We start from the raw sequence: 16474 nt of genomic DNA on the forward strand, positions 1-16474 counted from the left end.
GTTGAAAACATATTATGCTAATATTGTATAAGGAATAGCATTGTATGTTGTTATCAGCTATATACAATGTCGTTACCTTTTGGCATAATTTGCACCAATTACAAACATACCGTAAAAGTAAACCAAGACCTTATAATATTTTCTCCAGGTATTATGATATGTTGCCAAAGAGGCTAAACTGTTCTGAGCTTATATCCTTTTAAGGCAAACCAGAGAATAACCACATAGCACACAAACGGTACGATATACCCCATCTGCGTATTGTCATGCGAAATGTCGATAATGCCACCGGTCATATACGGAAAGATTGCTCCCCCAACGATGGCCATGATCAACCAGGAAGAAGCTTGCTTTGTCTCATCGCCCAAGCCGCTAATGCCCAACGAGAAGATGGTCGGAAACATAATCGACATAAAAAAACCTAAACCACCTAACGCATATAATACGACCATACCGGATCCCAATACAGCTATTGCTGCAAGTAGTGCACAAACCATAGCATACAATGCCAGTAAACGATTTGCAGTGGTATAACGCAACAGGAATGTTCCTACAAATCTTCCCGCCATAAAAAGCAATCCATATATGCCCAAATAGTAGCCCGCTGTTTTCTCATCGACACCGGCACCTTGCTGTGCCATACGAATAAAGAAACTCGTAACACAAACCTGCGCACCGACATAAAAAAACTGAGCTATAACGGCGAACGCTAGATGTTTATGGCGAAGCACAGCAAAAAATCCACGTTTACTACCCGTTTCCTCGTCGTTGCTACTTTCCTTTATCTCCGGTAGCTTTACAAACATGAATACGACGGCCACAAGCAGCAAGATTAGGCCCAGCACTAAATAAGGAGCTTTGACGGACGATGCTTCTTCCATCAGATACGCCGTCCGTTCGACCTCCGCCATGGCATTCAGTTCCGCTTCGGAATAGCTTTTACCGGATAAAATAAACATTGTTCCTATAATCGGTGCCACCAGCGCAGCCAGACCATTGAACGATGCCGCGAAATTAAGGCGATGTGTAGCCGCTTCCGGCTTACCCAAAATGGCAGCATACGGATTCGCTGCTGTTTCCAACACCGCCAAACCGCAACCAATAATAAACAAAGCCAGTAGAAACAGCTCATACATGCGGTAGTCGGCCGCGGGTATGAATAGGAATGCCCCTATTGCAAAAGCGATCAATCCCATAATAATGGATAACTTATATCCCCATCTGCGAAGGAGATAACCTGCGGGAAGCGCCATGATAAAATAGGCAAGGAAAATAGAAGTGTCTACTAAAGCCGATTGACTATTGTCCAACTGACAGGCTTTTTTCAAATGCGGAATCAAAACGCCATTTAAATTGTGCGCCATCCCCCATAAAAAAAACAAACTGACAATCAGTATAAAAGGAAGCAGATAATTTTTAGATCCCCCATCCGTCAATTTTACATTTTCTTTTGTACCGAGTTCCATAAGGTGTAATACGTTAAGTTGTGGTTTCTTTTCGCTTAGCAAGCAGGATATGGTCTGCTACTAGAACAACTTCTCCACGTTGGTTTATAATTTCCACATGCTCCACGACAGTTCCAAATTCTGGTTTTTTCGCGTCTGACTTTTCGGAAATTGTCACCTCCGCATGGATCGTATCGCCAATAAATACGGGTTTCACAAACCGAAGACGATCGTAACCTTTAGAAAACGCTTCAGGGTTGATCACGGAAGCCGTGAGTCCTATGCCTATTGCAAATATCATGGTGCCGTGCGCGATCCGTTGTCCAAAAGGTTGTGTTTTACACCATTCGGCATCCATATGATGCGGAAAAAAGTCACCCGTGTGCCCTGCGTGGACCACAAAATCGGTTTCGGTAATGGTCCGACCTAATGTCGTCCGCTTATCGTTTAATATATAATCTTCAAAAAAAATAGATTCAAAATGCATGTTACGTTTATTATTCTTTGTTCTTACTCTTGTTCTCTGTAATCGATTGGTTGCCCTCCGCCTTCGTTGCTCTTATAGGCGGCTTCCACGACGGCCATGGTATGGATAACATCCTCCACAGCTGCAGGCAATATGGCAATTTCACCAAGTTTATAGCGCATTAAACTTCCCATGCTTCCGATGAATGCATCCGGAAACCAAGTGCCTTCGATCGGATACTTCACCCATTGTGGTGCACTTCCGTCCGTTGGCTTAATACAATATTCAAACACATCGGGAATACCATGCGGATAGTCCATTAATACGCCCATTGTGGCTTTTATGGCCCCTTTCGTCCCTTCCCATTTGATGTAGCTTTCTTGATGCTTTGGTCCGAAATCATGATCGTGATTGGTATTGACAACGGCGTGTAATGTATCGCCATAATCAAATAAAAGTGTTGTTCGACTCGACGATAGGTCTTTCGCTGGGTGCTTCAACGTCTTTGCATATACCGAGTTCGGATTTCCCAAAAACGAACGGATCAAATCAATATAATGCACACTATGATACAGAATTTCTAGACGTGGATGTACCATCACATGCGGAAAAAGTTGCCAAGGTGTATGTAAGTTTACACGTACCTCCATATCATAAACCTCACCGATATACCCCTGTTCAATGAGCCAACGTGCGGCGTTAACGAATGGCGCCTGGCGAAGTTGGCAATTGATCGCCGCCACTAAACTTTTCCGTTGGCAAACCTCCAAAATAGCTTCGCTTTCGGGGTAATAATCGCCCATGGGTTTTTGAATCAAAACGGCTGCTCCATCAGGCAAGGCCTCCAAGGTTTCGATAAATTTATTGGGCATAATCGTAATGTCGTACACCGCATTTTCCGGTGCTTGTGCTACCGCATCGGCTACCGAATCGTAGACATGTGGAATACCAAACTCCTGCGCCAAAGCTTCTGCCTTCGCTTTCGTTCGGTTCACAATGCCATGCACCTCAAAACCGGCCTTACGATAAGCGGGTAGATGGGCATCTTTTACAATACCACCTGCACCAATAATAACAATGGGCAACGAAGATTTCGGCAATACTGTTTGATAGTTAATAGGTATCATATCCATGTATTTATCTTTTGTTGTGCTTCTGTCAACAAGGACAAACTGCTTTCTTCGCTTTGAATAGCGGCCGTGACCGTGTCGTCCATAATATGTGCAATCTGTGGCCAGTTTGCCAATCTCGGCAACGTACGAGCGGTTTCGTGCAGTTGTGCAAGTTTATTATAAAAAGGAATGGCTTCATTTATTTCCCCATCATACCAGGTTGAATAACGACAGCCAACTCCTCCCTCCAATGTCAAAAGTTTATCGTTCGCTTTGCTCACGGCAAAGCGGATAAAATCGTAAGCTATTTGTTTATGCCGGCTACCTGCTGGGATAGCATACAGCCAATAGACATTTAGCGACGGGGACACGCCTGTTTTAGCCGCCGGAATAGGTGCCACATCTACTTTTCCTTTCACAGCAGAGGCATCATCTATTTGTGCCCATGATGCAAACCCGAACCAATTGACCATCATCGCCACCTCTCCACGCGCAAAGGCCTGCCCCGCCTGCACGGATTCATAGGTTGCCGATTGTGGATGTAAACAAGTTTGCTGTTGAAATAACGCTCTATAGAAATCCAAGGCCTCTATCGCTGCCGGTTGATCCAACTGAATAGGTTTATCGCCAACAGAAAGTTCCGCACCGCGAGACCACAGCTGTATGCAAAAGTCAAACACGGCGTTGTGTCCATCCGGATATCCTGCGAAGACCGTCCCGTAGAGATTTTCTTCCGGTCTGGTAAAGAAATCTGCTACGCTTAAAAAATCATCCCAAGTTTTGGGTATCTCCAGTGCCTTGCCGTAACGCTCTTGAAAACGCCGCTGTTCTTCTGTATTTTCGAATAAGTCCTTCCGCAGCACGAGGCACTCCGGTCCGTCGTGGAAAGGAAGCCCATATATACTTCCTTTAAAGTTTTGCAAACCCGTTAAGCTATCCGACCAAGCGTTAGCATAATCTTCTGGTGGAGCTGTTTGAACCAAGTCATTCAACACGAACAAACCGTCCGTTTCATACGCTCGTGTTACCCAATCCGTATTGATATGTACGATATCCCAATCACCGTTATAAAGACCTTTCTGTTCGAAAAAAGCATCCGTTAATTGTTCTAGATCCAAGGGTACGAATTCCATTTGTACGTCCGAAGGGTACAAATTTTGATAGGTGGACCAACATTTTTCCAAGGTTCTTTCAAAAGGGTCGAATTTCCGAACCGCGAAACGTAATTTATCCATATAATTCCTCCAATATTTTAGTGGTATGCTCCCCTAATTTCGGAGAACCTTTCGAGGAAATCAATAGTTCTCCATCTATTCGAATCGGACAGCGGGTTGTTTCGTAGGTAAATCCATCTCCCATCGTTACCCGCTGCACCATATCTATTATTTTAAAACCATCATGTGCTGTCAGTCGATCCCAATCTAACACATCTGCACACCAGATATCCGCAGCCTCCAAAATACCAAGCCAATAAGCGGTTGACTTGGTTACTAAGTGCTGCATTAAAATCTTCTTAATAGCATCCCGTTCTTTAAATGCTTGTTCGCCATCGGCAAAGTTTTCTAATTCCGGACAATCCAATAATTGTCTCAATTGCGGAATAGACCCCATCGCCAAAGCGAGGAAGCCGTCCGCTGTGCGATATACGCCATACGGAGCTGCCAGATAGGCGTGTGCATTACTCACTTCACTCCGTTGCGGCAATAATTGACCATCCCGAAAATAGGTCGTAACCGTTTCAAACTGTATATCTACCGCCGAATCGAGCATACTAACATGCACGTGTGCGCCGACTTTTTGTATCGCTCGGCGGTATAAACAAGCCAAAATAGCACTGCATAAGTTGCCGCCTGCAAACATATCTACAATAGATAAGCCCATGGGAACAGGTCCGTTTGTAGCATCACCACTAAGCCAGGTCATGCCGGTGAGCGACTGCAACAATAAATCTTGCCCGGGCTTAGCAGCCCATGTGCCTTCTTTTCCGTATCCGGAAATCTCTCCGTAAATAACGGAAGGATTTATTTCTCGAACGCGCGCATAATCAAAACCCAAACGCTCCATGACACCAGGACGAAAATTATGCATCACCACATCTGCTTTAGCAATCAAGTCCCGGATAACGCAACAATCCGCCTCACTTTTTATATCTAGCACGATACTTTCCTTATTCCGGTTAATCGCGTGAAAAACAGTAGATGTTCCATTCAACACTGTCTCGGAGGTGTATAGTTGCCGACATATATCGCCCGTGCCGGGCTTTTCTATTTTAATAACCCGCGCACCCAAATCTGCCAAACGAAGACTTGTCAATGGCCCGGATAAAAATTGACTAAAATCTAGTACTGTAAAACCTGCTAGGGGTAACATATTAGCGTATTAAATAATCTTCCACAATCTTTTCATTATCCTCTCCTACTTTCGGTGCAGGCTTGTCGGCGTACAAATAATTCCCGTCAATACCATACACACTCCGGGTCGTCCGCAGTGCAGTTCCATCGTGCAATGCGATTTCTTGTAACATCCCTGTTTGTAGGAAGTTCTCTTCCTGTAGAAAGCGCTGATAATCATGCACCGATCCACACCAGATACCTGCTGTCTCCAATAAGGTTACCCATTCCTGTGTCGTTTTTTCGCGGAATACCTGTCCCAGTTCCCGCATGATGGTATCCCGCTGAGAGAACCATGTCGACTGATCCCGATAGCGTTCTTCCGGCAGCCCGATAACAACTGCTATCTTCCGTAAATCACCCATAGCGAGTGCCAGATAGCCGTTCGCCGTCTGGTACAATCCATATGGCGCACTTAAATACGCATGGCCACCACCGCGAACCGCAGATCTTTGCGGTAACTTTCCGCCATCATTAAAGTAGGTTGTTAAAACTTCAAACTGCATATCCAATGCCGATTCGAGCAAACTAACTTCTACCAATACGCCTTCCTCGGTACGAGAGCGTTTCAATAGAGCAGCTAATATACCTTGTGTAAGGTGGGTAGCACAATACATATCGATTACCGCCAAGCCGAAAGGTACCGGCCCATCTCCTTCGCTTCCAGACAACCAAGAAAGTCCAGATATGGATTGCACCAATAGATCCTGTCCGGGCTTTTTCGCCCAAGGGCCTTCGTTTCCATAACCGGTCACGGTGGCATATATAATCTTTGGGTTTAGGGCCTTGACACTTTCGTAATCCAAGCCGATTTTTTCCATCACACCGGGACGAAAATTATGGGTGATGACATCCGCTTTCTGTATCAACGCTTTAATGTCTGCTAGATCCTGTTGGTCTTTTAAATCCGCGGCGTAGGACTCCTTGTTCCGATTTATCGTGTGGAAGACTAAGCTGCTCTCATCGACAAAAATGTTTTTAATCGCAATTTGGCGTCCACCCTCTCCCTTTACAGGGCGTTCAATTTTCACCACACGAGCCCCCAGATCCGCTAATCGCAATCCTGCAGTAGGTCCTGCCATAAATTGGGAGAACTCCAGTACCAATAGGCCGTCTAAAGGTTTATTATGCATGGTTACTTTCCCACATTAATGAATTCCGATACATATGATTCAGTTCGCTCAACACGGCATGTTCATCTCCGCCATTTTTCAAATAATTCACGACGACATCTCCAGCATGGTCTTGGAAATATAGATGCCCGTCGTATCGCGGACGGAGATATGCCCGCTGCAATGTCGGCAATGTATTCTTAAAATAATCCGCTGTGGCTACATTTACCTGCGTATTCTCCCAAGCCCGCAAATGCCCGGGTTGCCCACCATTTTCTACATATAGCGTTTCCTGTATTTCCGGCGAGGCCACAAAACGGGCATAGTCCACCGCAACATCAATGTGTTTACCCTGAGACGAAACGGCTAAACCCGCTCCTCCCAATGTACTGATCATCGGCTCGTCCCCTGCTCTCAAAGCAACCAAATCATGGAAATGCAATAACTTCCTCGCATATCCCGCACGCGAATAATTGGAGTAGCCATACGCAAACGGACAATAGGCAATTTCATCTTGTTGCGTCATATCTTCAAATACCTTAAAGGGATTTTTTTCATAAAAACGCGTATCGATATGATCTGTCAATGACTTGAAAAGTTTCAGAACGGCTACACCTGTTTCTTCACTTACAACCTCTTCATCGTTCTGACATGGAGCTTCCCCCCATGAACAACAGAACATATAAAAACTCATTAATACATCGATAGGCAAAAGAGAAAATCCAACACGCCCTTTTTTCGCTAAGGCTAGGAGATCTTCGAAGGTACGCGGAAGCTCCGCGCCAAGTTCTTTTAAAAGATCAGGACGGCTCGCTGCCACAGGCGTTGCTGCGTCAATAGGTAATGCCCACTGCTTTCCTTCAAAATTGTAACTGGCATACGATTGCCCCACGCTGTTTTCTTCCTGATCAGCTAAAAACGCTGCCGGCAGAAAATCATCAAAAGGAATGACCATTTTTTGCGCTGCTGCGTGCCCTGTCCATGGATGATCAATCACTAACAAATCGTATTCCTTTGCTAGATCTGTAACCGATTTGTCTGCAAACTCCTGCAATGTACGCTTCGTCCAAACGATTTCGATTTCCGGGTGTAATTCTTCATAACGTTGCGCTGTCGCAACCATCGGCACAAATCCTCTTGTATGCCCCCATGTAATCCCCTTCAGTTGGATTTTCTCTTTCTTCATGTATTAAAATTATTGTTTTTCTTCTATTAGAACAAAAAGCTTATTTATATCCGTCATTTTGTTCTAGTTGTGGGTTGTTGTCCAGTTCAGTAATACTAAATGGCAACCTATAGTTATGCTCTCTGAATACATAAGATACTCCTGACGGATTTTTCAACGTCGGCAATAAAGTATGTGCTATTTTCCAACGTTTTAAATCGTTGTAGCGATGTCCTTCCAAAGCAAACTCTATACGTCGCTCATGGCGAATATACTCCCGGATCTTGTCTTTCGTATCATATACCGACCGATTTACATTGGGCAAGCCAACGCTCGTTCTCCCCCGGACTAAATTGAGTTGATTATACACTGCATCTACGGGACCGTCTAATTCATTGACGACCTCTGCATACATAAGCAAAACATCCGCATAGCGAAGGTGGATATAATCTTGGTCCGATTGACGGGCCGTTTCATTCACGAACGGTAGACGACGCAAATCTACCCATTTTTTTGTATGAAATCCCGTATACGTATTGTAAATCTCACCCGTTTCTCCAGTAATCGGATTCCGCCATACATCGCCCGGTAACTTCACGGTAGCATAAAGTCTTGGATCTCTATTTTGATACGGATTTTCAGCATCATAGTGTGCGGATTCCTCCGGACGCTTACCATCTTTCATTTCGTAATCATCCACTAAGTTCTTGTAGGGTTGCATCAAAGCAAACCAACCCAATTCGATGTCTAGTCCACCCGCTCCAGGACGAAGGCGGTGTACACTATTCGGAGCCAAATATTGTGTCGCAAACATGATCTCTCGGCTTACCGAGGCTTTCGCTTGCCCATCTGTTGTGAACAAATCTTCATAGTTGTCTGCCAATGAAAATGTATTATCAACAATAATTTCTTCTAGGAGCTGACGTGCCCCCGGCCAATTTTGCTGCATCATGTAAACACGTGCCTTGATACCTTGCGCACTTCCTTTGACAGCATGTCCGTGGTAAAGACCCGTCGGTAAATGTTCGATAGCAAAATCTAAATCTTCATGGATAAAGGCATATACCTCTTCCTCTGATGACTTGGCGATACGAGCGTCTTCCAATTTCGACAGAAAATTCCGATAAACTACTACACCCCCAAAAGACTGCACGAGGTCAAAATACGCCAATGCGCGTAAGAATCGGACTTCCGCCTTATATACATTTACCGCTTGTTCATCCAGTTCTGCCCTATCTACGTTATCCAGAAAATAATTGGCACTGGAGATTAATCTATAAGGAGTCGAGTATAAATTTACGAGTGCCCCTCCCAACCCTGGAGACAGCCCACCGATGGTCATCTGTCCTAAATTCGTTTGCGTATTATTTCCTGGATCTGCAAATGCGTTGTCCGTCAGGGCATCGAGATATACTCTTTCATACCCTAGAAAATTCTCCTGTAGACGATAATATACGCCAGCAAGCGCTGTTTCCACATCCTTTTGGCTATTCCAGAAAATCTCCCCCGACACACTATTGGGTGGGTTCTTATCCAAAAAATCTTTATTACAGCTTCCTGCGAATAATATAAAGGAAGTGATAGTTGCTAATGTTAATATGTTTAAACCTTTCATGGTTAAATTCTTCTGAGTGAATACTTCTATTTTGTGGGGTTAAAACCGAATATTAGCCCCTATATTAAAAATTCTAGCCTGCGGATATTGGGCAAAATTCCCTGAAGTTGATGACCGTTCCGGATCCGCTCCTTTGTAATCAGTAATGGTAAAGACATTATCTGCCGAGACATAGATCTGCGCACCTTTTAATTTTGCCGACTGTAACCAATTCGACGGCACGTCATAAGAGAGCATCACATTCTTTAACCGCAGGTAAGATGCATCACGTAAATAATAGGTAGATCCCTTATAAGCCGCAACACCGGGGTATCCCGCAACGTATATACCCGGAACCTCATTGCTTCTATTCTCCGCTGTCCACGCATTCCGCCATTCTGTCGTTGGCGGTGTTCCTTGCATAAACGGATCAATCCCCCAGTTTTCCACTCTGTTTTTTAATCCATCAACGCCTTGGAAAAATGCACTTAAATTAAAGTTTTTATACCCTACATTTAATCCAAAAGAATACATATAGTTCGGATAAGCGCCATCCACGACGACACGATCATTGGCATCGACTACGCCGTCACCATTAATATCTTTCATTTTTAGATCTCCGGCTTGCGGATTTGGGTTCAATTCATGAGCTGGCACATTGGCGCCAGAAAGAACATCCTCTTCCTGAAAAATACCATCCCATACATATAAGTAATGCGCGTCGTACGGCTGACCAACTTCACGAATTCTTGTTCCATAATTTGGCACCCGGATATGTAATAGTTCGTTGCGTGCTGTGGATATCATACCATTGACGCTATAGGAAACCTCTCCAATACGGTTATAGTGTGCTAGTGCAAGCTCGACACCTTTATTACGCATCTTTCCATCATTAGTTGTAGGCCGTCCTAGCCCTAGACTTGCCGGAACGGGTTGTTCGGCTAATATATTGTAAGCGGTCTTGTTAAACCAATCAAAATTCACTTCCAATAGCCGGTTTTTCAACGTAAAATCAAATCCTAGGTTAAAGATGCTTGTTGACTCCCATCGCAAACTTTGGTCACGAAATACATTCACGACAGCTCCAGACGTAAGCTCTTCATTGTCAAACGAATAATAGATATCCCGAATATCGAGATTGTTTTGATACAAATAGGTACCAATATCTTGATTTCCCAAAACACCATAGGAAGCCCGCAGCTTCAACTGCGACATCCAAGGTAACGCCTCTTGTACAAAGTCTTCGCGGGAAGCTACCCACGCTCCTGAGAACGAAGGGAAGACACCCCAACGATATTCCGGAGATACTTTGGATGTTCCGTCATAGCGCAAGTTCGATTCTATAAAATACTTTTCTTTATAATTATAACCTACGCGTCCAAAAACAGATTGCAAAGCCCATTCAGAAGGTGTAATCACACCGGGCAAGCGCGGATGATTAAAATATAAGGTCTCCCCAGAAGGCAGATAGCCGGTTAAATCATCTAGCTCGGGATAAACGCCCGAAGTCCTCCGTCCTCGCAGGCTCTGGATCCGATAAGAAATCTGTTCGTAACCGGCTAAAGCGGAGAAATTATGGTCACTCCCAAATGTGGTATTGTAATTTAAAACTGAATAAATGGTTGGGGTCAATGATTTCGTATATTGATCGGTTACACCAAGAATATCCGGACCAAAAGTTGAACGCAGGTAATCCCCTGTTTGCGGATCGCGTTCTTGCAATAAATAAGCATCATAGGGTACTTGATGCATTTTGTAAAACTGATCCTCATAATTCACGGCAAATTTTGTCGTCCACACCAAATCTTTAAACGGCGTTACATCAATAAAAGCTTGCGCATTGACATTATAATCTTTCGTAAACTGATTGCCCATCGCATAATACTCTTGTGGGTTACGGTTTCTTCCTTCCTGTTGGTATGCCCTCGACACAATTCTTCCACTGCCATCTGGGAGGAATGGACCATAAAGCGGCCCTGATGCATATATGGCTAAAGCCATGTTCTCCCCTGTAAAAGGCGGTTCTTGTCTGTCCCGATAAGTCGCATTTACAATTGTCCCTACTTTAACGTACTCTGAAAGTTCATTCGTATAATTCAACAAAGCATTATAGCGTTTAAAATCATACCCCTTAATCATTGCTTTCTGGTCGAGATATCCTAGCGACAAATTAAAAGTATTTTTCTCTCCACCACCACTGATGGACAGGTTATGGTTGTGCGTGGTTGCCGGATTGATGTAATAGTCTACCGCATCAAAATTGGGATACTGCTCCCGGTCGGTTGCATTGCGATAAGCGTTGATCCATTCTGGTTCAAAATTAAACTCTATTCCTGAACGTTCTGCAGCTTGATTATACATTTCCATATATTCTGCCGAATTGGTAATAAAGTCCGGCAGTGCCGTAGGCGTATGTCGAGCCACATTCACACGGTAACTTACTTGTGTGGCACCTTTTTTTCCACCTTTCGTAGTTACCAAAATAACGCCGTTTGCAGCTCTGGAACCATATATTGCTGCTGAAGAAGCATCTTTTAAGACGGTTACATTTTCAATATCATCCGGTGACAATGTATTTATCGATCCCGCTACTCCATCGATTAAAACCAATGGTGCCGTACTTCCTCCAAAACTCCCTCGACCACGGATCAATAAATTAGGATTATCGCGCCCTGGTTCACCCGAAGGCTGTGTCACCTGTAAACCCGGAATCCTGCCCTGCAACATATTTGCTGCGTTGGGTACTGGTCGCTCGTTAAGTATTTTTCCGTCAACCGTAGCCAACGATCCCGAAACATTCGAACGGCGCTGCACGCCATAACCAACCACCACGACTTCATCCAGAATAGCATCATCCGTTTCCAATACGACATTTAATACGGTATCTTCTGTAACCCGTATTGTTTTAGAGTCATATCCAATTGACGAAAAAACTACATTGCCGGCAGCCGTCAAGCGAATTGAAAAACGGCCGTTTTGATCTGTAGACGCTTCTGTCCCTCCATAATGAATGGTTGCTCCTGCCACCACTTCACCCTGAGAAGACAGTACCTGTCCACTTACATTAATAAAATCTTGTGTTTGCTGTATGGAGACGTTAGCCATACTAAGCACAGGGATAGCAACGCTCCATGCCGTAGCACATGTTGCATACAAAAGCCATCTTCTTGTTGATGTTACCATAATTAAAAGTTGTTTATAATTTTCACTTCCCTTGCTTTCGAGATGTTAAACGCATTCGAAAACATGATTTATAACATTCAAATATAAATACAATATTTGAATATAAAAATACAGTGTGTAATTTTCCTTCACCGATGTTCATTTTCTGCGCTTAGGAAATAGGTATTTTTTTATATCTTTAACATTATCCGATAATCATACAACAGATCATGTCATCAAACAATGTCGATAAGTACAAAGCGCCAGCTCTTGAGAAAGGGTTAGCCATCATCGAATACCTTGCACTACAGCCCTCGGCCCAATCACAATCGGAAATTGCAATTGGCCTAGAGAAGAGTCCGAATGAGATTTATCGTATGCTTGCTTCTTTAGAAACTAGGGGATATATACAGCGGGATCCTATTTCTTTGAAATATTCTCTCACGCTCAAACTCTACTATTTATCTCATCGGCATTCCTTAGTAGAAAAGCTACGTTCCGCAGCCTTGCAACCGATGAGACAGACTTCTTCTGTCATAGCGCAACCCTGCCATCTATCGGTATTATTCAATGACAAGGTGCTGGTAGTGGCTTATAGTAAAAGTCCTCGCCCAATCGCCGTGATGATTGAGGAAGGCAATTTATACAATATTTTGACCACCGCATCGGGCAAGACTTTGCTTAGCTTTTTGGAAGACAATAGTAGAGAACAGGTATTGCTTCAGGATCCCGGCTATCAAAAATTATCCAAAGGGCAAAAAAGAGATTTTCAAAAAGAACTTGCACATATCAAGAAACAGGGCTACACCGAAATGCCCAGTTCGTATGCGCAAGGTATTATTGACTTTTCCGTACCCATAGGCCACACCTCTTCTGGCATTACGGCCTGCCTTACGGTCTCTAAGCTACTCACACTAGAAGATCAAAACGAGCCTTTACACGAAGAAATTATCCAAAAATTACTCGCCTGCAAAAAAGAAATTGAAGGGAATCTAGGTTTAGCCTCCCTTCCAAAGGTATAATGACGTCGTTTATTTCAGTTGCTCGTATTCTAGAGAAGCTAAGATAAAGGTTCCGATTGCCTTTCCTTCATTTTCAACGACCGTAACATCCTTCCCGGCAAGGTAATAATTGATTGTTCCAGTTCGGGAGGGATCTTTGGCGGGACCCAGTCCTGCCGAGGCACAACCCTTCACAATATCAACTCGGCCTCCTTCTGGATTCTCGCTCAAAAATTCTTTCAGAATTCCCTGATAGGCTTTCTCTGCGACAGAATGGTAGGATTCCTTGTCCAAAATCCCCAATCGGATTCCTTTGAGGTAGGCGTACGTAAAAATACAAGAGGCCGAAGACTCGAGATAATTTGCAGCGTCTCCTATATTATAGACCTCTACTCCCATACGATCTCCTTGACCATCGGCGGTCGTGCTGGCATCATACTGCAACAGTTGATACCAAAGTCCCGATGCACTGTCCTGCCACCGTTTTAATCCTGCAGCTACTTGATTCGTTATCTCTACCATCTCTGCATAAGAGGAATGATCCTTAGGCATAAACTCGAGCACATCCACAAGCGCTGCAAAATACCAGCCCATACCGCGCGCCCAAAACTCCTGACTACAGCCTAAATAGGGAGCTTGCTGATTCGCCCAAAAAGAGTTGGAATCAGCCGGAGTTGCAGACCAAGCGTGGTAGTTCAGCTGCTTATCCGCATTGTAAGTTTTCTGATGAATGGTGGTAAATTGCCGCGTAATATCATCCCAGCTCTCCTTATAAATTGCGGTGTCCGTTACGCCAAACGTAGTTTCCCATTGCGCATAGATTGGCGAGCCCATGTATAGACCATCCAGCCACATCTGATTAGGATATATGGCTTTATGAAAGAATCCTCCTGCACCTGGCAAGTTCTCTGCAATCCGGGAATGATTGTATTTCAATGTATTTCGGATCAAGTCCACCGCATTTCGATATCGTTGTGCGTCTTTGGTATTTCCTTTTCGCAATTCTTCCTCGTATAGTGTAAAATAGATACGCCCAGCCGGAAGGTCATCAATATTGCTAGGACGTAGCGCCGATCCTCCTTTGCTGTTGAGAATCATACTCCCATCTTCATTCAAGTTCAAATCAGCAAAAGCTTTTACGGATTGGTAATATTCTTCTTTCTCCGGATACTGCTTCCATGTTTCCAACACAGCCCCGGCTACGAGTCCGGACACGTAGTCCCAACCTGTAGAATCCAGCTTTGATTGATAATGCCTATTGCAATAAAAATCGCCCAGGCCATGCGATTCAACCATCTTTTGTGACCATATTACGGTATCGTTATCCCGTTGTTCTGTACAAGCCATCAATAGAAAGGGCAATACAGTCAATATTAAATATTTCTTCATTTTATTTCTCTTATCAAATCTCTCACTAAAATACAATAATTAGCCAGACATCACCTAAAGGTGACATACAACAGCAGCATAACAACAAACAAGGCTCCCCAAGCCCATCTTACACGTTTGGTGGGCTTCTCTATCTGAAAACGAAACGCCATTTCATTTTCTTTTTCATAGGCAGATTTAGGCACGACCAAGGATAGGATTATGCCCAATATCAACAAGGCTAAAAACAAATAAAAAGAAAGCATGAGGTAGTGCGGCCAAAAAGCATACACATCTTTTGGGAAAACCCATAAATAACATACGCCTGTTCCAAGACTCAATACTGCACCGAAAGTTAACAGTGTATTAACCGCTGCCTTATTCGTACGTTTCCACAAGACAGCCATCAAAAAGATAACGGCAAGCGGTGGCGCTATAAAGCCTAAAATTGACTGAAATACATCAAAGAGGTTTAAACCTTTTATCTGATCAATAGCAATAGCCACCAACACGGAAATCAAACAACCTACAATAATTGTATAACGTCCAATCTGTGTTACTTTGCGGCTGTCTGCTTGGGGATTGATATGCTTCAGATAGATATCCATGGTGTAAACCGTACTGAGCGAATTGAGTGATGAGCCGATCGTACCCACTAGTACCGCAATTAATACGACAATAACTAACCCATTTAAGCCTGTCGGGAAGAGGTTAGTAACCATCGTCATGTAGGCCAGCGATGGATCATCCAGTCCCGGGAACAGGATATAGCAAATAATACCTGTTAGGATAAAAAGCGGTAAAGAAAGGATCTTTAACCATGCGATAAAATTTACGCCCAGTTGTCCCTGTTCTAAGTTTTTTGCGCCTAAAACAGACTGTACCATTGCCTGATCTGTACAGAAAAATGCAATGGCTGCGACCGGATAGCCCAGCGCGATGGCATACCAAGGATAATCCGGATCATCAGCCGGTTTAATCAAGGACCAATATCCATCCGGGGTGCTATCCAGCAACGTCTGGATTCCACCTATCTTTGACAGCCCCAAAAATGTCAGCAATGCGGAAACAGCTATCAAGAGAATCATCTGGAAAATGTTAATCTTCGCCACCGTCCGCAATCCTCCGGTATAAGCAAACAGGCCCGCCAAGGCGACAAGTACAATAACCGATTGCCACATAGGAATACCCAATATTTGTCGTACCAGAAAACCTCCTGCAAACAGCCCTAAAGATAACCAAGAGATCATCATCTTAACCAGCGAGTACCACGCTAAAATCGTTTGCGTGTCCGACCCATATCGCTTCCCCATAAATTCGGGAAGTGTACGCACCCCAGAAGACAGATAGCGAGGGGCAAAAACGACAGCTAGCAAAAAGAGGTATACAAACGCATACCAATCAAAATTCACAGCAACAATACCGGTAGTATAACCAACGGTCGCAAAAGCCAACAGCATGGAGGGACCGACATTCGTTGCCCACATATTAAAACCAATACTATACCAACTCAGTGATTTTCCAGCGAGGAAATGCTCAGCTCCTTCGGCTTTCTTTCGGGAAGAAACAAGACCTATGACAATTAAGGCTATGAGGTATACGACTACGATAGCATAATCGTATATCGTCAATTTGTCTAACAGGTTGTTCATGTTTCTT

12 protein-coding genes are annotated in these 16474 nt (G+C 43.9%); 1 reads left to right on the plus strand and 11 read right to left on the minus strand.

Annotation, left to right across the window (positions count from 1 at the left end; all coding sequences use genetic code 11):
* Positions 1-173: 173 nt before the first annotated feature.
* Genes fucP through EWE74_RS11975 form a run of 9 tightly spaced genes read right to left on the minus strand, consistent with a single transcriptional unit; the run spans position 174 to position 12467 of the window.
* Positions 174-1466 carry an L-fucose:H+ symporter permease gene (fucP, locus tag EWE74_RS11935; protein ID WP_130141761.1) on the minus strand — a complete coding sequence of 431 codons (1293 nt, stop codon included), beginning with the start codon at positions 1464-1466 and terminating at the stop codon, positions 174-176.
* A 13-nt stretch (positions 1467-1479) separates the two neighbouring features.
* A complete protein-coding gene (locus EWE74_RS11940) occupies positions 1480-1932 on the minus strand; it encodes a MaoC/PaaZ C-terminal domain-containing protein (RefSeq protein ID WP_130141762.1) in 453 nt (150 codons plus the stop codon).
* A 23-nt stretch (positions 1933-1955) separates the two neighbouring features.
* Entirely contained in the window at positions 1956-3038 is a 1083-nt protein-coding gene (locus EWE74_RS11945; protein WP_239018642.1) for a Gfo/Idh/MocA family protein, read from the minus strand.
* Complete coding sequence (locus EWE74_RS11950) at positions 3035-4258, minus strand: extracellular solute-binding protein (RefSeq protein WP_130141763.1); 1224 nt, start codon at positions 4256-4258, stop codon at positions 3035-3037. The genes EWE74_RS11945 and EWE74_RS11950 overlap by 4 nt, the downstream gene beginning before the upstream one ends.
* A complete protein-coding gene (locus EWE74_RS11955; protein ID WP_130141764.1) occupies positions 4251-5393 on the minus strand; it encodes a CaiB/BaiF CoA transferase family protein in 1143 nt (380 codons plus the stop codon). The genes EWE74_RS11950 and EWE74_RS11955 overlap by 8 nt, the downstream gene beginning before the upstream one ends.
* A 1-nt stretch (position 5394) precedes the next feature.
* A complete protein-coding gene (locus EWE74_RS11960) occupies positions 5395-6546 on the minus strand; it encodes a CaiB/BaiF CoA transferase family protein (RefSeq protein WP_130141765.1) in 1152 nt (383 codons plus the stop codon).
* The gene (locus EWE74_RS11965; RefSeq protein WP_130141766.1) at positions 6539-7711 is read right to left on the minus strand and encodes an ABC transporter substrate-binding protein; all 1173 of its coding nucleotides are present in this window, start codon (positions 7709-7711) and stop codon (positions 6539-6541) included. Before EWE74_RS11965 ends, EWE74_RS11960 begins: the two co-directional genes overlap by 8 nt.
* Before the next feature lie 40 nt (positions 7712-7751).
* Positions 7752-9305: a RagB/SusD family nutrient uptake outer membrane protein gene (locus EWE74_RS11970; RefSeq protein ID WP_130141767.1), complete on the minus strand. Its 1554-nt coding sequence runs from the start codon at positions 9303-9305 to the stop codon at positions 7752-7754.
* A gap of 39 nt (positions 9306-9344) precedes the next feature.
* On the minus strand, positions 9345-12467 hold the full coding sequence (locus EWE74_RS11975; protein WP_130141768.1) for a SusC/RagA family TonB-linked outer membrane protein: 3123 nt from the start codon (positions 12465-12467) through the stop codon (positions 9345-9347).
* Positions 12468-12676: 209 nt separating this feature from the next.
* On the opposite strand from EWE74_RS11975, the gene EWE74_RS11980 reads away from it, so the two are divergent.
* Positions 12677-13468, plus strand: coding sequence for an IclR family transcriptional regulator (locus EWE74_RS11980; RefSeq protein ID WP_130141769.1), 792 nt, complete (start codon positions 12677-12679; stop codon positions 13466-13468).
* Positions 13469-13477: 9 nt separating this feature from the next.
* Here the strand turns inward: EWE74_RS11980 and EWE74_RS11985 are convergent, their stop codons facing one another.
* On the minus strand, positions 13478-14836 hold the full coding sequence (locus tag EWE74_RS11985) for a glycoside hydrolase family 88/105 protein (protein WP_130141770.1): 1359 nt from the start codon (positions 14834-14836) through the stop codon (positions 13478-13480).
* Between the two features lie 50 nt (positions 14837-14886).
* Positions 14887-16467, minus strand: a complete 1581-nt coding sequence (locus EWE74_RS11990; RefSeq protein WP_130141771.1) for an SLC5 family protein — start codon at positions 16465-16467, stop codon at positions 14887-14889.
* Positions 16468-16474: the final 7 nt, after the last annotated feature.

The sequence above is a fragment of the Sphingobacterium corticibacterium genome, from assembly GCF_004208525.1.
Classification (GTDB): Bacteria; Bacteroidota; Bacteroidia; order Sphingobacteriales; family Sphingobacteriaceae; genus Sphingobacterium; species Sphingobacterium corticibacterium.